The sequence below is a fragment of the Pseudomonas sp. 39004 genome, assembly GCF_028682155.1.
Taxonomy (GTDB): Bacteria; Pseudomonadota; Gammaproteobacteria; order Pseudomonadales; family Pseudomonadaceae; genus Aquipseudomonas; species Aquipseudomonas capeferrum.
In genome coordinates, this window is sequence record NZ_JANIAG010000127.1 from 1 (window position 1) to 16,591 (window position 16,591).

Annotated in this window: 12 protein-coding genes, 1 tRNA gene and 2 pseudogenes; all 15 read left to right on the forward strand. The window is 57.8% G+C overall.

Features of this window, described 5'->3' with window-relative positions; genetic code table 11:
- Positions 1 to 202: pseudogene (rplK, locus tag NP534_RS19600) on the forward strand (50S ribosomal protein L11); the annotation flags it as partial.
- On the forward strand, positions 202 to 897 hold the full coding sequence (gene rplA / locus NP534_RS19605) for a 50S ribosomal protein L1 (protein WP_033703496.1): 696 nt from the start codon (positions 202 to 204) through the stop codon (positions 895 to 897). The pseudogene rplK (NP534_RS19600) and the gene rplA, both read left to right, overlap by 1 nt.
- Before the next feature lie 197 nt (positions 898 to 1,094).
- Positions 1,095 to 1,595: a 50S ribosomal protein L10 gene (gene rplJ, locus NP534_RS19610; protein WP_027595468.1), complete on the forward strand. Its 501-nt coding sequence runs from the start codon at positions 1,095 to 1,097 to the stop codon at positions 1,593 to 1,595.
- Positions 1,596 to 1,673: 78 nt separating this feature from the next.
- Positions 1,674 to 2,039 carry a 50S ribosomal protein L7/L12 gene (rplL, locus tag NP534_RS19615; protein WP_033703494.1) on the forward strand — a complete coding sequence of 122 codons (366 nt, stop codon included), beginning with the start codon at positions 1,674 to 1,676 and terminating at the stop codon, positions 2,037 to 2,039.
- 50 nt (positions 2,040 to 2,089) lie between these two features.
- Positions 2,090 to 2,260 carry a hypothetical protein gene (locus tag NP534_RS19620; RefSeq protein ID WP_156311420.1) on the forward strand — a complete coding sequence of 57 codons (171 nt, stop codon included), beginning with the start codon at positions 2,090 to 2,092 and terminating at the stop codon, positions 2,258 to 2,260.
- The gene (gene rpoB / locus NP534_RS19625) at positions 2,260 to 6,333 is read left to right on the forward strand and encodes a DNA-directed RNA polymerase subunit beta (protein ID WP_047583916.1); all 4,074 of its coding nucleotides are present in this window, start codon (positions 2,260 to 2,262) and stop codon (positions 6,331 to 6,333) included. The genes NP534_RS19620 and rpoB overlap by 1 nt, the downstream gene beginning before the upstream one ends.
- Positions 6,334 to 6,397: 64 nt before the next feature.
- Complete coding sequence (rpoC, locus tag NP534_RS19630) at positions 6,398 to 10,597, forward strand: DNA-directed RNA polymerase subunit beta' (RefSeq protein ID WP_033703491.1); 4,200 nt, start codon at positions 6,398 to 6,400, stop codon at positions 10,595 to 10,597.
- Positions 10,598 to 10,808: 211 nt separating this feature from the next.
- Positions 10,809 to 11,180, forward strand: a complete 372-nt coding sequence (gene rpsL / locus NP534_RS19635) for a 30S ribosomal protein S12 (RefSeq protein ID WP_003255492.1) — start codon at positions 10,809 to 10,811, stop codon at positions 11,178 to 11,180.
- A gap of 106 nt (positions 11,181 to 11,286) precedes the next feature.
- Entirely contained in the window at positions 11,287 to 11,757 is a 471-nt protein-coding gene (gene rpsG / locus NP534_RS19640) for a 30S ribosomal protein S7 (protein WP_008089143.1), read from the forward strand.
- A 30-nt stretch (positions 11,758 to 11,787) separates the two neighbouring features.
- Positions 11,788 to 13,935 carry an elongation factor G gene (gene fusA, locus NP534_RS19645; RefSeq protein ID WP_274099795.1) on the forward strand — a complete coding sequence of 716 codons (2,148 nt, stop codon included), beginning with the start codon at positions 11,788 to 11,790 and terminating at the stop codon, positions 13,933 to 13,935.
- A gap of 27 nt (positions 13,936 to 13,962) precedes the next feature.
- Positions 13,963 to 15,156: an elongation factor Tu gene (gene tuf, locus NP534_RS19650; protein WP_274099796.1), complete on the forward strand. Its 1,194-nt coding sequence runs from the start codon at positions 13,963 to 13,965 to the stop codon at positions 15,154 to 15,156.
- 54 nt (positions 15,157 to 15,210) lie between these two features.
- Positions 15,211 to 15,286: transfer RNA gene (locus tag NP534_RS19655), tRNA-Trp, on the forward strand.
- A gap of 44 nt (positions 15,287 to 15,330) precedes the next feature.
- A complete protein-coding gene (gene secE / locus NP534_RS19660; protein ID WP_027595465.1) occupies positions 15,331 to 15,699 on the forward strand; it encodes a preprotein translocase subunit SecE in 369 nt (122 codons plus the stop codon).
- Between the two features lie 9 nt (positions 15,700 to 15,708).
- Positions 15,709 to 16,242 carry a transcription termination/antitermination protein NusG gene (nusG, locus tag NP534_RS19665; protein WP_003255501.1) on the forward strand — a complete coding sequence of 178 codons (534 nt, stop codon included), beginning with the start codon at positions 15,709 to 15,711 and terminating at the stop codon, positions 16,240 to 16,242.
- A gap of 119 nt (positions 16,243 to 16,361) precedes the next feature.
- Positions 16,362 to 16,591 (forward strand): annotated as a pseudogene (gene rplK, locus NP534_RS19670) (50S ribosomal protein L11); the annotation flags it as partial.

A 16,591-nucleotide genomic window follows, 5' to 3' on the forward strand; every position in this document is an offset into this window, starting at 1 on the left:
GGTTCTGCTGAAGAAAGCTGCTGGCCTGACCAGTGGTTCGGCTCGCCCGAACACCGTCAAAGTCGGTACCGTGACCCGTGCTCAGCTCGAAGATATCGCCAAGGCCAAACAGGCTGATCTGACCGCTGCTGACCTGGACGCTGCTGTACGCACCATCGCTGGCTCTGCCCGCAGCATGGGCCTGAACGTGGAGGGTGTGTAATGGCTAAGCTGACCAAGCGCCAAAAGGCTATTGCTTCGAAAATCGAAGCTGGCAAAGTCTACAACTTCGAAGAAGCAGCCGTGCTGCTGGCCGAACTGTCCACCGTGAAGTTCAGCGAATCCTTCGACGTTGCCGTCAATCTCGGCGTTGACCCGCGTAAATCCGACCAGGTCGTTCGTAGCGCTACTGTGCTGCCACACGGCACTGGCAAGACCGTACGCGTTGCCGTCTTCACCCAGGGTCCAGCTGCTGAGGCCGCTCTGGCTGCCGGCGCTGACCGTGTAGGTATGGACGATCTGGCTGCTGAAATGAAAGCCGGCGACCTGAACTATGACGTTGTTATCGCATCGCCTGATGCCATGCGCGTTGTAGGTCAGCTGGGTCAGGTTCTGGGTCCTCGCGGCCTGATGCCTAACCCGAAAGTTGGTACCGTGACTCCAGACGTAGCCGGCGCTGTCAAAAACGCCAAGGCTGGTCAGGTTCGCTACCGTACCGACAAGAACGGTATCATTCACACCTCCGTTGGCAAAGTCGGCTTCGAAGCCGTCAAGCTGAAGGAAAACGTTGAAGCCCTGATCGCTGATCTGAAGCGTATCAAGCCAGCTTCTTCGAAAGGTATTTACGTCAAGCGCGTTACCCTGAGCACCACCATGGGCCCAGGCCTGGTCATCGACCAAGGTTCGCTGAACGCGTAAGACCATGGCGGCACGACGTGTCGTGCTGCCAGCAAAAATTGGGGTCCCTGCCTGGCGGGGGCTATCCAAGACCGTAGGCGACGCAAGTCTTAAACCACCAGCCTACGCAGATGGTGCTCCCGATTCGTTATCGAATCAGACACCAAAACGACATCCGGCTTCGGCCAGATGAAACGGTAGAAACCAGGAGTAAACCCGTGGCAATTAAACTCGAAGACAAGAAGGCCATCGTCGCTGAAGTCAACGAGGCTGCCAAAGTCGCTCTGTCCGCTGTCGTGGCTGATGCCCGTGGTGTGACTGTAGGCGCAATGACCGGACTCCGTAAAGAGGCTCGTGAAGCTGGCGTTTACGTACGTGTCGTACGTAACACCCTGCTCAAGCGCGCTGTTGCTGATACTGAATTCAGTGTCCTCAACGACGCCTTCACTGGCCCGACCCTGATCGCTTTCTCCAACGAACACCCGGGCGCTGCTGCTCGTCTGTTCAAAGAGTTCGCCAAGGGTCAGGACAAGTTCGAGATCAAGGCAGCTGCGTTTGACGGCAAGTTCATTGCCGCCAACCAGATCGATGTACTGGCTACCTTGCCGACCCGTGACGAAGCTATCGCACGTCTGATGAGCGTGATTCAAGGCGCTACCAGCAAGCTGGCTCGTACTCTGGCGGCCGTTCGCGACCAGAAAGAAGCTGCTGCTGCCTAAGGCGGCGTAACCTCTTTCAAAATCATTTGTTTAATTTGATGGCTGCGAAGGCTGTCACCCCAATACAGGATTTAAGTCATGTCCCTGACTAACGAGCAAATCATCGAAGCAATCGGCCAGAAAACCGTTCTGGAAGTTGTTGAGCTGATCAAAGCTATGGAAGAAACCTTCGGCGTTACCGCTGCTGTTGCCGCTGCTGGCCCAGCTGCTGCTGCTGCCGTTGTTGAAGAGCAAACCGAATTCAACGTTGTTCTGCTTGAAGCCGGTGAGAAGAAAGTAAACGTGATCAAGGCCGTTCGTGAACTGACCGGTCTGGGCCTGAAAGAAGCCAAAGAGAAAGTCGACGGCGCTCCTCAGGTCGTAGCTGAAGGCGTTTCGAAAGAAGCCGCTGAAGACGCTAAGAAGAAGCTGGAAGAAGCAGGCGCTAAAGTCGAGCTGAAGTAATTTCGACTTTGCGATGCCAGCCTGAGCGTTGAGCACAAGGCTGATGGCTGGTGGCTTATGCCACCGGCCTTTTTCCGTTATTGGTGGCCGATCAGATCGGCCCCGATAGCGAGCTGCAAGACACCCATGTGGGTGGCGCAAACCAAGGGGTTTGCACGATTTTCTGGCTGCTCCCGCCGGGAGAAGCCAAACAAGCAGGTGACCAAGCTGGGGAACGCTGATGGCTTACTCATACACTGAGAAAAAACGTATCCGCAAGGACTTTAGCAAGTTGCCGGACGTCATGGATGTGCCTTACCTCCTGGCCATCCAGCTGGATTCGTATCGCGAATTCCTGCAAGCGGGAGCATCCAAGGATCAGTTCCGCGACGTCGGCCTGCACGCGGCCTTCAAATCGGTATTCCCGATCATCAGCTACTCCGGCAATGCTGCCCTGGAGTACGTAGGCTATCGCCTGGGCGAACCCGCCTTCGATGTGAAGGAATGTGTCCTGCGTGGCGTGACCTTCGCGGTCCCACTGCGGGTCAAGGTGCGCCTGATCATCTTCGACAAGGAATCGTCGAACAAAGCGATCAAGGACATCAAAGAGCAAGAAGTCTACATGGGTGAAATCCCCCTGATGACTGAGAACGGTACCTTCGTAATCAACGGTACCGAGCGTGTGATCGTTTCCCAGCTGCACCGTTCGCCTGGTGTGTTCTTCGACCACGACCGTGGCAAGACGCACAGCTCCGGCAAGCTGCTGTACTCCGCTCGCATCATTCCTTACCGCGGTTCCTGGCTGGACTTCGAGTTCGACCCGAAGGACTGCGTGTTTGTGCGTATCGACCGTCGCCGCAAACTGCCGGCCTCGGTACTGCTGCGCGCACTGGGTTACAGCACCGAAGAGGTTCTGAACACCTTCTACACCACCAACGTGTTCCACGTTTCCGGCGAAAAACTGAGCCTGGAACTGGTGCCACAGCGTCTGCGTGGTGAAGTCGCGGTCATGGACATCCATGACGAAACCGGCAAGGTCATTGTCGAGCAGGGTCGCCGTATCACTGCGCGCCACATCAACCAGCTCGAGAAAGCCGGCGTCAAGCAGCTCGACGTTCCTATGGAATACGTCCTGGGCCGCACCACTGCCAAGGCTATCGTTCATCCGGCTACCGGCGAGATCCTCGCCGAGTGCAACACCGAGATGACCACCGAGCTGCTGATCAAGGTCGCCAAGGCGCAGGTCGTCCGTATCGAGACCCTGTACACCAACGACATCGATTGCGGTCCGTTCATCTCCGACACCCTGAAGATCGACACCACCAGCAACCAGCTGGAAGCCCTGGTCGAGATCTATCGCATGATGCGTCCAGGCGAGCCGCCAACCAAGGATGCTGCCGAGACCCTGTTCAACAACCTGTTCTTCAGCGCCGAGCGTTACGACCTGTCCGCCGTAGGCCGCATGAAGTTCAACCGTCGTATCGGTCGTACCGAGATCGAAGGTTCGGGCGTGCTGAGCAAGGAAGACATCGTCGAGGTCCTCAAGACCCTGGTCGACATCCGTAACGGCAAAGGTATCGTCGACGACATCGACCACCTGGGTAACCGTCGCGTACGTTGCGTCGGCGAGATGGCCGAGAACCAGTTCCGTGTTGGCCTGGTGCGCGTGGAGCGTGCGGTCAAGGAACGTCTGTCGATGGCTGAAAGCGAAGGCCTGATGCCGCAAGACCTGATCAACGCCAAGCCGGTAGCGGCGGCGGTGAAAGAGTTCTTCGGTTCCAGCCAGCTGTCGCAGTTCATGGACCAGAACAACCCGCTCTCCGAGATCACCCACAAGCGCCGTGTTTCTGCACTCGGCCCTGGCGGTCTGACCCGTGAGCGTGCTGGCTTCGAAGTCCGTGACGTACACCCGACCCACTACGGCCGCGTGTGCCCGATCGAGACCCCTGAAGGTCCGAACATCGGTCTGATCAACTCCCTGGCAGCCTATGCCCGCACCAACCAGTACGGCTTCCTGGAAAGCCCGTACCGCGTGGTGAAGGAAGGCGTGGTCAGCGACGACATCGTGTTCCTGTCGGCCATTGAAGAAGCGGATCACGTCATCGCCCAGGCTTCGGCCGCGATGAACGAGAAGAAGCAACTGATCGATGAGCTGGTAGCGGTTCGTCACCTGAACGAATTCACCGTCAAGGCGCCGGAAGACGTCACCTTGATGGACGTTTCGCCGAAGCAGGTTGTCTCGGTCGCAGCGTCGCTGATTCCGTTCCTCGAACACGACGACGCCAACCGTGCACTGATGGGTTCGAACATGCAGCGTCAGGCTGTACCGACCCTGCGCGCTGACAAGCCGCTGGTAGGTACCGGCATGGAACGCAACGTTGCCCGTGACTCCGGCGTCTGCGTCGTAGCCCGTCGTGGCGGCGTGATCGACTCGGTCGATGCCAGCCGTATCGTCGTGCGTGTTGCCGATGACGAAGTCGAGACCGGTGAAGCAGGTGTAGATATCTACAACCTGACCAAGTACACCCGCTCGAACCAGAACACCTGCATCAACCAGCGTCCGCTGGTCAGCAAAGGTGATGTGGTCAAGCGTCACGACATCATGGCCGACGGCCCGTCCACCGATATGGGTGAACTGGCACTGGGTCAGAACATGCGCATCGCGTTCATGGCGTGGAACGGCTTCAACTTCGAAGACTCCATCTGCCTGTCCGAGCGTGTGGTTCAGGAAGACCGCTTCACCACGATCCACATCCAGGAACTGACCTGTGTGGCGCGTGACACCAAGCTTGGCCCAGAGGAAATCACCGCAGACATCCCGAACGTGGGTGAAGCTGCGCTGAACAAGCTGGACGAAGCCGGTATCGTCTACGTGGGTGCCGAAGTCGGCGCTGGCGACATCCTGGTCGGCAAGGTCACTCCGAAAGGCGAGACCCAACTGACTCCGGAAGAGAAGCTGCTGCGCGCAATCTTCGGTGAGAAGGCAAGCGACGTCAAAGACACCTCCCTGCGTGTGCCAACCGGCACCAAAGGTACTGTCATCGACGTTCAGGTCTTCACCCGTGACGGCGTTGAGCGCGACAGCCGCGCCCTGGCCATCGAGAAGATGCAGCTGGACGAGATCCGCAAGGACCTCAACGAAGAGTTCCGCATCGTCGAAGGTGCAACCTTCGAGCGTCTGCGTTCCGCCCTGAACGGCCAAGTGGTCGACGGTGGTGCGGGCCTGAAGAAAGGCACCGTGATCGCTGACGAAGTACTGGACGGTCTGGAGCACGGCCAGTGGTTCAAACTGCGTATGGCCGAAGATGCTCTGAACGAGCAGCTGGAAAAAGCTCAGGCTTACATCGTCGATCGCCGTCGTCTGCTGGATGACAAGTTCGAAGACAAGAAGCGCAAGCTGCAGCAAGGCGATGACCTGGCACCGGGCGTACTGAAGATCGTCAAGGTCTACCTGGCTATCCGCCGCCGCATCCAGCCGGGCGACAAGATGGCTGGTCGTCACGGTAACAAAGGTGTGGTCTCGGTGATCATGCCGGTCGAAGACATGCCGCACGACGCCAACGGTACTCCGGTCGACGTCGTACTGAACCCGCTGGGCGTACCTTCGCGTATGAACGTTGGTCAGATCCTTGAAACCCACCTGGGCCTTGCGGCCAAAGGCCTGGGCGAGAAGATCGACCGGATGATCGAAGAGCAACGCAAAGCTGCTGAGCTGCGCGTGTTCCTCACCGAGATCTACAACGAGATCGGCGGTCGTCAGGAAAGCCTGGAAGAGTTCACCGACGAAGAGATCCTTGCCCTGGCGCATAACTTGAAGAAGGGCGTGCCTATGGCTACCCCGGTCTTCGACGGTGCCAAGGAAAGCGAGATCAAGGCCATGCTGAAACTGGCAGACATGCCAGAAAGCGGCCAGATGGTGCTGTTCGACGGCCGTACCGGCAACAAATTCGAGCGTCCTGTGACCGTTGGTTACATGTACATGCTCAAGCTGAACCACTTGGTGGACGACAAGATGCACGCGCGTTCCACTGGTTCCTATAGCCTGGTTACTCAGCAGCCGCTGGGTGGTAAGGCGCAGTTCGGTGGTCAGCGTTTCGGGGAGATGGAAGTGTGGGCGCTGGAAGCATACGGCGCGGCATACACCCTGCAAGAAATGCTCACAGTGAAGTCGGACGACGTGAACGGCCGTACCAAGATGTACAAGAACATCGTGGATGGCGATCACCGTATGGAGCCGGGCATGCCCGAGTCCTTCAACGTGTTGATCAAAGAGATCCGTTCGCTCGGTATCGATATCGATCTGGAAACCGAATAACACGTGACGCGAAGGGGAGCGGGGCTGGCACAGCCCGCTTCCTGCTCCGCCAGGAGGAAAGGCCTTGAAAGACCTACTGAATTTGCTGAAAAACCAGGGTCAAGTCGAAGAGTTCGACGCCATCCGCATCGGTCTGGCGTCGCCTGAAATGATCCGTTCGTGGTCGTTCGGTGAAGTTAAGAAGCCGGAAACCATCAACTACCGTACGTTCAAGCCTGAGCGTGACGGCCTGTTCTGCGCCAAGATCTTTGGCCCAGTCAAGGACTACGAGTGCCTGTGCGGCAAGTACAAGCGCCTCAAGCACCGCGGTGTGATCTGCGAGAAGTGCGGCGTTGAAGTTGCCCTGGCCAAGGTTCGTCGTGAGCGCATGGCGCACATCGAACTGGCCTCGCCGGTTGCCCACATCTGGTTCCTGAAGTCGCTGCCGTCCCGTATCGGCTTGCTGATGGACATGACCCTGCGTGATATCGAGCGCGTTCTCTACTTCGAGAGCTACGTCGTTATCGATCCAGGCATGACCACCCTTGAAAAGGGTCAGCTGCTGAACGACGAGCAGTACTTCGAAGCGCTGGAAGAGTTCGGTGACGATTTCGACGCCCGCATGGGTGCCGAGGCTGTCCGCGAGCTGCTGCACGCTATCGACCTGGAGCACGAGATTGGCCGCCTGCGCGAAGAGATTCCGCAGACCAACTCGGAAACCAAGATCAAGAAGCTGTCCAAGCGCCTGAAGCTGATGGAAGCTTTCCAGGGGTCGGGCAACCTGCCTGAGTGGATGGTCCTGACCGTCCTGCCAGTACTGCCGCCGGACCTGCGTCCGCTGGTTCCGCTGGATGGCGGCCGCTTTGCGACCTCCGACCTGAACGACCTGTATCGTCGGGTGATCAACCGTAACAACCGTCTGAAGCGCCTGCTCGATCTGTCGGCGCCGGACATCATCGTGCGCAACGAAAAGCGCATGCTGCAGGAAGCGGTCGACGCCCTGCTGGACAACGGCCGTCGCGGTCGCGCCATCACTGGCTCGAACAAGCGTCCGCTGAAGTCCCTGGCTGACATGATCAAAGGTAAGCAAGGTCGTTTCCGTCAGAACTTGCTCGGTAAGCGTGTGGACTACTCCGGCCGTTCGGTAATTACCGTAGGCCCGACCCTGCGTCTGCACCAGTGCGGTCTGCCGAAGAAGATGGCCCTCGAGCTGTTCAAGCCGTTCATTTTCGGCAAGCTGGAAATGCGTGGTCTGGCGACCACCATCAAGGCTGCCAAGAAGATGGTCGAGCGCGAGCTGCCAGAGGTATGGGACGTGCTCGCCGAGGTGATCCGCGAACACCCCGTACTGCTCAACCGTGCACCGACCCTTCACCGTCTGGGTATCCAGGCGTTCGAGCCTGTGCTCATCGAAGGTAAGGCGATCCAGCTGCACCCGTTGGTCTGTGCGGCGTACAACGCCGACTTCGACGGTGACCAGATGGCCGTTCACGTGCCGCTGACGCTGGAAGCCCAGCTCGAAGCGCGCGCGCTGATGATGTCGACCAACAACATCCTGTCGCCAGCCAACGGTGAGCCAATCATCGTTCCGTCGCAGGACGTTGTACTGGGTCTGTACTACATGACCCGTGAAGCCATCAACGCCAAGGGCGAAGGTCGCGTATTCGCTGACCTGCAGGAAGTCGACCGCGTATTCCGCGCCGGCGAAGCTGCCCTGCACGCGAAAATCAAGGTCCGTATCAACGAGACCGTGAATGACCGCGATGGTAGCGTCACCAAGAACACCCGTATCGTCGACACCACTGTCGGCCGTGCGCTGCTGTTCCAGGTTGTGCCGGCAGGTCTGCCGTACGACGTGGTCAACCAGCCGATGAAGAAGAAGGCGATCTCCAAGCTGATCAACCAGTGCTACCGCGTGGTTGGTCTGAAAGAGACCGTTATCTTCGCTGACCAGCTGATGTACACCGGTTTTGCCTACTCGACCATTTCCGGCGTTTCGATCGGTGTTAACGACTTCGTTATCCCGGACGAAAAAGCCCGCATCATCGGTACCGCTACCGACGAAGTGAAGGAAATCGAGAGCCAGTACGCCTCCGGCCTGGTAACCCAGGGCGAGAAGTACAACAAGGTCATCGACTTGTGGTCCAAGGCGAACGACGAAGTGTCCAAGGCGATGATGGCCAACCTCTCGAAAGAGAAGGTCATCGACCGCGAAGGCAACGAAGTCGAGCAAGAGTCCTTCAACTCGATGTACATGATGGCTGACTCCGGTGCGCGGGGTTCCGCTGCACAGATCCGTCAGCTGGCAGGTATGCGTGGCCTGATGGCCAAGCCGGACGGCTCGATCATCGAGACGCCGATCACCGCGAACTTCCGTGAAGGTCTGAGCGTACTGCAGTACTTCATCTCGACTCACGGTGCTCGTAAGGGTCTGGCGGATACCGCACTGAAGACTGCGAACTCCGGTTACCTGACTCGTCGTCTGGTAGACGTTGCGCAGGATCTGGTCGTGACCGAGATCGACTGTGGCACCGACCACGGCTTGCTGATGACGCCGCACATCGAAGGCGGTGACGTTGTCGAGCCGCTGGGTGAGCGCGTATTGGGCCGTGTCATTGCCCGTGACGTGTTCAAGCCAGGCACCGAGGACGTCATCGTTCCGGCCGGTACCTTGGTCGACGAGCAGTGGGTCGAGTTCATCGAGCTGAACAGCATCGACGAAGTTATCGTGCGTTCGCCGATCAACTGCGAAACTCGCTACGGCATCTGCGCCAAGTGCTACGGTCGTGACCTGGCTCGCGGTCACCAGGTCAACATCGGTGAAGCTGTCGGCGTTATCGCTGCACAGTCGATCGGTGAGCCGGGTACCCAGCTGACCATGCGTACGTTCCACATCGGTGGTGCTGCAAGCCGAACCTCGGCTGCCGACAGCGTCCAGGTGAAGAACGGCGGTATGGTTCGTCTGCACAACCTCAAGCATGTCGTGCGCGCCGATGGCAACCTGGTTGCCGTATCGCGTTCCGGCGAGCTGGCCATTGCCGATGAATTCGGTCGTGAGCGTGAGCGTTACAAGCTGCCTTACGGTGCGGTGATTTCGGTCAAGGAAGGTGACAAGGTCGAAGCTGGCGCCATCGTCGCCAAGTGGGACCCGCACACCCACCCGATCGTTACCGAGCTGAAAGGTACCGTGACCTTCGTGGGCATGGAAGAAAACATCACCATCAAGCGTCAGACCGACGAATTGACGGGTTTGACCAACATCGAAGTTCTGGACGTCAAGGATCGCCCTGCCGCAGGCAAGGAAATCCGTCCGGCAATCAAGATGGTCGATGCCAACGGCAAGGACCTGTACCTGCCAGGTACCGACGTACCGGCTCAGTACTTCCTGCCGGCCAACGCCCTCGTCGGCGTGGCTGACGGTGCTCAGATCGGTGTTGGTGACGTTATCGCGCGGATCCCGCAAGAAACGTCGAAAACCCGTGACATCACCGGTGGTCTGCCGCGCGTCGCCGACTTGTTCGAAGCGCGCCGTCCGAAAGAAGCCTCGATTCTGGCTGAAGTCAGCGGCACCATCGCGTTCGGTAAAGAGACCAAGGGCAAGCGTCGTCTGGTCATTACCCCGACCGACGGTAGCGATCCGTACGAAGAGCTGATTCCGAAGTGGCGCCACCTGAACGTCTTCGAAGGCGAACAGGTAAACCGCGGCGAAGTTATCTCCGACGGCCCGAGCGATCCGCACGACATCCTGCGTCTGCTGGGTGTGAGCGCGCTGGCGAAGTACATCGTCAACGAGATTCAGGACGTTTACCGTCTGCAAGGCGTTAAGATCAACGACAAGCACATCGAGACCATCCTGCGTCAGATGCTGCGTAAGGTCGAGATTGCCGAGTCGGGTGATTCCAGCTTCATCAAGGGCGACCAGATGGAACTGACTCACGTACTGGTCGAGAACGAGCGTCTGGCCAGCGAAGACAAGTTCATCTCGAAGTTCTCGCGCGTGCTGCTGGGTATCACCAAGGCGTCGCTGTCGACCGAATCGTTCATCTCCGCGGCTTCCTTCCAGGAAACCACCCGCGTACTGACCGAAGCGGCCGTCACTGGCAAGCGCGATTACCTGCGCGGCCTGAAAGAGAACGTGGTCGTGGGTCGTCTGATCCCGGCCGGTACCGGTCTGGCCTACCACAGCGAGCGCAAGCGTCGCCGTGAAGCCGACAAACCGCTGCGTGTGAGCGCCAGTGAGGTTGAAGCCGCACTGACCGAAGCGCTGAATTCCAGCGGTAACTAAGTACAGGGCAGGGCCCCGGCAAGCCCCGAACGGCCGTCGGCGACATAAATTGTTGCCGATGACCGGGCGGGGATGGCCGGGGCCTCGTCTTGACTGGGTGCAAGATCCTCCGTAGACTTTTGTACCCTTAAATTTGGTGAGGCTCCGTCTCGCCAATTTTTGGCTTTCTTGCAAGACAATAGAGTCGCAAGACAATCAGTGGAGCTAGTAGATGGCAACTATCAACCAGCTGGTACGTCAGCCGCGTAAGCGTTCGGTCGAGAAGTCCGACGTTCCTGCGCTGCAGAACTGCCCGCAACGTCGTGGCGTGTGCACCCGCGTGTACACCACCACGCCGAAAAAACCTAACTCGGCACTGCGTAAGGTTTGCCGTGTTCGCCTGACCAACGGTTTCGAGGTTTCCTCGTACATCGGCGGTGAAGGCCACAACCTGCAAGAGCACAGCGTCGTCCTGATCCGTGGCGGCCGTGTAAAAGACTTGCCAGGTGTTCGTTACCACACCGTTCGCGGCTCTCTGGATACTTCGGGCGTTAAAGGCCGTAACCAGGGTCGTTCGAAGTACGGTACCAAGCGTCCGAAGTAATCGGCCGTTTGCACACATCCATTTTTTTGAGTCGATAAGAGTAAGGTCGGGCAGGGGTCGCAGACCCACGTCCCGGGCTAACCTGAAGACCGTTTGAGGGCTTATCATGCCAAGACGTCGTGTAGCAGCAAAACGTGAGATTCTGGACGATCCTAAATACGGATCCCAAATCCTCGCCAAGTTCATGAACCACGTGATGGAAAGCGGCAAAAAGGCCGTGGCCGAGCGCATCGTTTACGGTGCACTGGACAAGGTCAAAGAGCGCAAGAACAGCGACCCCCTGGAAATCTTCGAGAAAGCTCTCGACGCCATCGCTCCGCTGGTCGAAGTAAAGTCCCGTCGTGTCGGCGGTGCCACTTACCAGGTCCCGGTTGAAGTTCGTCCATCCCGTCGTAATGCTCTGGCAATGCGCTGGCTCGTAGACTACGCCCGCAAGCGCGGCGAGAAGTCGATGGCTCTGCGCCTGGCTGGCGAGCTGCTGGATGCTGCTGAAGGCAAAGGTGCTGCAGTCAAGAAGCGTGAAGACGTTCACCGTATGGCCGAAGCCAACAAAGCGTTCTCGCACTACCGCTTCTAATTCAAGCATCAATCATTTTGCGAGGGCTTTATGGCTCGTACTACAGCAATTAACCGCTACCGTAACATTGGTATCTGTGCCCACGTTGACGCGGGCAAGACCACCACTACCGAGCGGATCCTGTTCTATACAGGCCTGAGCCACAAGATGGGCGAGGTGCACGACGGCGCCGCGACCACCGACTGGATGGTGCAGGAGCAGGAGCGGGGTATCACCATTACCTCCGCTGCCGTTACCACCTTCTGGAAGGGTTCTGTTGGTCAGTACGACAACTACCGCGTAAACGTCATCGATACCCCCGGCCACGTTGACTTCACCATTGAAGTAGAGCGTTCGCTGCGTGTACTCGACGGCGCGGTCGTTGTGTTCTGCGGTACCTCCGGCGTTGAGCCGCAGTCCGAAACCGTATGGCGTCAGGCCAACAAGTACGGCGTTCCACGTGTTGTTTACGTGAACAAGATGGACCGTGCTGGCGCTGACTTCCTGCGCGTTGTTGGTCAGATCAAGAACCGTCTGGGTCACACCCCGGTTCCTGTTCAGCTGGCCATCGGTTCGGAAGATAACTTCCAGGGTCAGGTCGACCTGATCAAGATGAAGGCTATCTACTGGAACGACGACGACAAAGGCACCACCTACCGCGAGGAAGAAATTCCTGCGGACATGCTCGAGCTGGCCGAAAAATGGCGCGCGAACATGGTTGAAGCGGCTGCCGAGTCCAGCGAAGAGCTGATGAACAAGTACCTGGAAGGCGAAGAGCTGACCGTCGACGAAATCAAAGCCGGTCTGCGTGCGCGCACCCTGGCCAGCGAGATCGTTCCGGCCGTCTGCGGTTCGTCGTTCAAGAACAAGGGCGTTCCCCTGGTTCTCGACGCCGTCATCGACTTCCTGCCTGCTCCGACCGAGATTCCTGCGATCAAGGGTATCCACCCTGACCTGATCGAGAAGCCGAAGGACGAGCTGGTCGAGGCTGACTTCGACGAGCGTCATGCCGACGACAACGAGCCGTTCTCGGCTCTGGCGTTCAAGATTGCCACCGACCCGTTCGTTGGTACTCTGACTTTCGTCCGTGTTTACTCGGGTATGCTGCAGTCCGGCGACTCGGTGATCAACTCGGTCAAAGGCAAGAAAGAGCGCGTTGGTCGTATGGTGCAGATGCACGCCAACCAGCGTGAAGAAATCAAAGAAGTACTGGCAGGCGACATCGCTGCTCTGATCGGCATGAAGGACGTCACCACCGGTGACACCCTGTGCAACGCCGACAAGCCGATCATCCTCGAGCGTATGGACTTCCCGGAGCCTGTGATCTCGGTAGCGGTAGAGCCGAAGACCAAGCAAGACCAGGAAAAGATGGGTATCGCACTGGGCAAGCTGGCCCAGGAAGACCCGTCGTTCCGCGTCAAGACCGACGAAGAAACCGGCCAGACCATCATCTCCGGTATGGGTGAGCTGCACCTGGACATCCTCGTTGACCGCATGAAGCGCGAGTTCAACGTCGAAGCCAACATCGGCAAGCCGCAGGTTTCGTACCGCGAGAAGATCACCAAGTCCAACGTCGAAATCGAAGGCAAATTCGTTCGTCAGTCGGGTGGTCGTGGTCAGTTCGGTCACTGCTGGATCCGTTTCTCGGAGCCGGATCAGGACGACAAAGGCAACATCACCGAAGGTCTGGTGTTCTCCAACGAAGTCGTTGGTGGTGTGATTCCTAAGGAATTCATCGCCCCGATCCAGAAGGGTATCGAAGAGCAGATGAAGAACGGCGTCGTTGCCGGCTATCCTCTGATCGGCCTGAAGGCCACGGTATTCGACGGTTCGTACCACGACGTCGACTCCAACGAAATGGCGTTCAAAATCGCTGCTTCGATGGCAACCAAGCAACTGGCCCAGAAGGGCGGTGGCGTGGTTCTCGAGCCGATCATGAAGGTCGAAGTTGTAACCCCGGAAGACTACCTGGGTGACGTGATGGGTGACCTGAACCGTCGTCGTGGTCTGGTCCAGGGTATGGATGATTCGGTCTCCGGCCGCGTCGTTCGTGCTGAAGTTCCGCTCGGAGAGATGTTCGGTTATGCGACCGACGTTCGTTCCATGTCTCAGGGTCGCGCAAGCTACTCCATGGAATTCTCCAAATACGCCGAAGCTCCGTCGAACATCGTCGAAGCACTCGTTAAAAAACAAGGCTAATCCCCTTTAGGCAAGAGGTTCACTGTCGTGGCTAAAGAAAAATTTGATCGTTCCCTTCCCCACGTTAACGTCGGCACTATCGGCCACGTTGACCACGGTAAGACCACTCTGACCGCAGCTCTGACTCGCGTCTGCTCCGAAGTTTTCGGTTCGGCAGTCGTTGATTTCGACAAGATCGACTGCGCTCCAGAAGAGAAAGCTCGCGGTATCACCATCAACACCGCGCACGTCGAGTACAACTCGAAGATCCGTCACTACGCTCACGTCGACTGCCCAGGTCACGCTGACTACGTGAAGAACATGATCACCGGTGCTGCCCAGATGGACGGCGCGATCCTGGTTTGCTCGGCCGCCGATGGTCCGATGCCACAAACCCGTGAGCACATCCTGCTGTCCCGTCAGGTTGGCGTTCCGTACATCGTGGTCTTCCTGAACAAGGCTGACCTGGTAGACGACGCTGAGCTGCTGGAACTGGTCGAGATGGAAGTTCGCGACCTGCTGTCCACCTATGACTTCCCAGGCGACGACACCCCGATCATCATCGGTTCGGCTCGTATGGCGCTGGAAGGCAAAGACGACAACGAGATGGGCACCACTGCCGTCAAGAAACTGGTTGAAACTCTGGATGCTTACATCCCAGAGCCAGAGCGTGCTATCGACAAGCCGTTCCTGATGCCAATCGAAGACGTATTCTCGATCTCGGGTCGTGGTACCGTTGTTACCGGCCGTATCGAGCGTGGTATCGTCCGCGTTCAAGATCCGCTGGAAATCGTTGGTCTGCGTGACACCACCACCACCACCTGCACCGGTGTTGAGATGTTCCGCAAGCTGCTGGACGAAGGTCGTGCTGGCGAGAACTGCGGCGTTCTGCTGCGTGGTACCAAGCGTGACGACGTTGAGCGTGGCCAGGTTCTGGTCAAGCCAGGTTCGGTCAAGCCGCACACCAAGTTCACCGCAGAAGTCTACGTCCTGTCGAAGGAAGAAGGCGGCCGTCACACTCCGTTCTTCAAAGGCTACCGTCCTCAGTTCTACTTCCGTACCACTGACGTGACCGGTAACTGCGAACTGCCGGAAGGCGTTGAAATGGTAATGCCAGGTGACAACATTCAGATGACTGTCACTCTGATCAAGACCATCGCAATGGAAGACGGTCTGCGCTTCGCTATCCGTGAAGGCGGTCGTACCGTCGGCGCCGGCGTCGTAGCAAAAATTATCGAATAAGTAGTTGATTTACTTGATCAGGCCGGTATAATGGCCGGCCTGATACAGCGTTACAGGTCAGTAGCTCAATTGGCAGAGCGACGGTCTCCAAAACCGTAGGTTGGGGGTTCGATTCCCTCCTGACCTGCCATTCACCTCGGTGTGATTGGCTTTCTTCTCACAGGATCCTCCCCGATGACTCCCAAAACTGAAGCCCAAGAATCGCGTTTTGATCTGTTCAAGTGGCTGGCTGTAGTTGCTTTGGTGGTTGTTGGCGTCGTGGGTAATCAATATTACTCCGCCTCCCCAATCCTGTATCGCGTCCTTGCATTGCTCGCCCTGGCTGCGGCTGCTGGCTTTGTTGCCTTGCAGACTGCGAAGGGTAAGTCGTTCTTTGCGTTGGCGAAGGAAGCTCGTACCGAGATCCGTAAAGTCGTGTGGCCGACCCGCCAAGAAACCACTCAGACCACGCTGATTGTCGTGGCTGTAGTTCTGGTTATGGCGCTGCTGTTGTGGGGTCTTGATTCCCTGCTCGGCTGGGCGGTCTCCTTGATTGTTGGCTAAGGGTGTCCCGTGGCTAAGCGTTGGTACGTAGTGCATGCTTACTCGGGTTACGAGAAGCATGTGATGCGCTCGCTGATCGAGCGCGTCAAGCTGGCTGGCATGGAAGACGGTTTCGGCGAAATTCTGGTTCCGACCGAAGAAGTCGTTGAGATGCGTAACGGCCAGAAGCGCAAGAGTGAGCGCAAATTCTTCCCTGGCTATGTACTGGTCCAGATGGAGATGAACGAAGGGACTTGGCACTTGGTCAAGGATACCCCTCGTGTGATGGGCTTCATTGGTGGTACCGCAGACAAGCCTGCGCCAATCACTGATAAAGAAGCTGAGGCTATCCTGCGTCGCGTTGCTGACGGTAGCGACAAGCCGAAGCCGAAGACGCTGTTCGAGCCAGGTGAAGTGGTTCGAGTCATTGACGGTCCGTTCGCAGACTTCAATGGCAGTGTCGAAGAGGTTAACTACGAAAAGAGTCGCCTCCAGGTGGCGGTGCTCATTTTCGGTCGCTCTACCCCGGTAGAGCTCGAGTTCAGCCAGGTCGAAAAGGTCTAGGCGGACGAAGCATCCCATACCCCGCAGCCCTGTGTGCTGCGGGGTTTTGTCGTCACTGGGATAAAACGCAAGTCATCCGGGGAGCCTTCTGGCGTTCGTACCCGATTTTGGAGTAGCTCATGGCTAAGAAGATTCAGGCTTACATCAAGCTGCAAGTTAAGGCCGGCCAGGCCAACCCAAGCCCACCCGTTGGTCCAGCACTGGGCCAACACGGTGTGAACATCATGGAATTCTGCAAGGCCTTCAACGCCCGTACTCAGGGTCAAGAAGCCGGCCTGCCGACTCCTGTGATCATCACTGTCTACAGCGACCGTAGCTTCACTTTCGAGACCAAGAGCACCCCTGCCTC

What these genes read in the sequence shown, in the direction of transcription:
- rplA (WP_033703496.1), top strand. Translation starts at nt 202, where the DNA reads ATGGCTAAGCTGACCAAGCGCCAAAAGGCTATTGCTTCGAAAATCGAA.
- rplL (WP_033703494.1), top strand. Translation starts at nt 1,674, where the DNA reads ATGTCCCTGACTAACGAGCAAATCATCGAAGCAATCGGCCAGAAAACC.
- rpoB (WP_047583916.1), top strand. Translation starts at nt 2,260, where the DNA reads ATGGCTTACTCATACACTGAGAAAAAACGTATCCGCAAGGACTTTAGC.
- rpsL (WP_003255492.1), top strand. Translation starts at nt 10,809, where the DNA reads ATGGCAACTATCAACCAGCTGGTACGTCAGCCGCGTAAGCGTTCGGTC.
- rpsG (WP_008089143.1), top strand. Translation starts at nt 11,287, where the DNA reads ATGCCAAGACGTCGTGTAGCAGCAAAACGTGAGATTCTGGACGATCCT.
- fusA (WP_274099795.1), top strand. Translation starts at nt 11,788, where the DNA reads ATGGCTCGTACTACAGCAATTAACCGCTACCGTAACATTGGTATCTGT.
- secE (WP_027595465.1), top strand. Translation starts at nt 15,331, where the DNA reads ATGACTCCCAAAACTGAAGCCCAAGAATCGCGTTTTGATCTGTTCAAG.